This window comes from Clostridium tepidiprofundi DSM 19306, assembly GCF_001594005.1.
In the GTDB taxonomy this organism is placed as follows: domain Bacteria; phylum Bacillota; class Clostridia; order Clostridiales; family Clostridiaceae; genus Clostridium_AC; species Clostridium_AC tepidiprofundi.
In genome coordinates, this window is the sequence record NZ_LTBA01000173.1 from 1 (window position 1) to 527 (window position 527).

Sequence of the window (527 nt, forward strand, 5' to 3'; positions counted from 1 at the left end):
CAAGGTTAAGTTTGCCATGATATGTGGATAGTATCCTATGGATAAAAAATTTTTCAACCGTCAGAATGAACCTATATCTTCAATTCGTAATTTAGATTTTTATCATATATATTACAACGAAAAAATGCAGCATGTAGAGATTTTTATAGTGAATATTAATACAAAATATATGTATATTAAATATAAATATTGCATATTACGAATTGAAGAACCTATATATGTTAAGTAGACAGATAATTTAATTAAAATTCATGCACATATGGGTGCTTGATTCCAATATTCTATCGGAGTCAAGCATCCTATTTTTGATATCTTCTGATGTTGTACCAACAAAAACTATATTGCAGTTTTTGTAAGGAACAGGCACCTTACAAATATTAGAAGTGAAGCAAACAATCTTTGTTGCTTTTATCGATTCTATAAGACTCCCACTTCTATAAGTGGGAGATTGAAGCTTTTTGCTTCAGGTGGAGTAGAGTCTCCACCTGAAGTTCCGATGTTTTGCTTTAGCAAAACGAGTTCACTGG

At 30.9% G+C, this 527-nt stretch carries 1 protein-coding gene; it reads left to right on the plus strand.

Annotated features, from left to right (window positions below; all coding sequences use genetic code 11):
• The first annotated feature begins 37 nt into the window (after nt 1-37).
• Nucleotides 38-229 carry a hypothetical protein gene (locus CLTEP_RS14790; RefSeq protein ID WP_153016386.1) on the plus strand — a complete coding sequence of 64 codons (192 nt, stop codon included), beginning with the start codon at nt 38-40 and terminating at the stop codon, nt 227-229.
• Nucleotides 230-527: the final 298 nt, after the last annotated feature.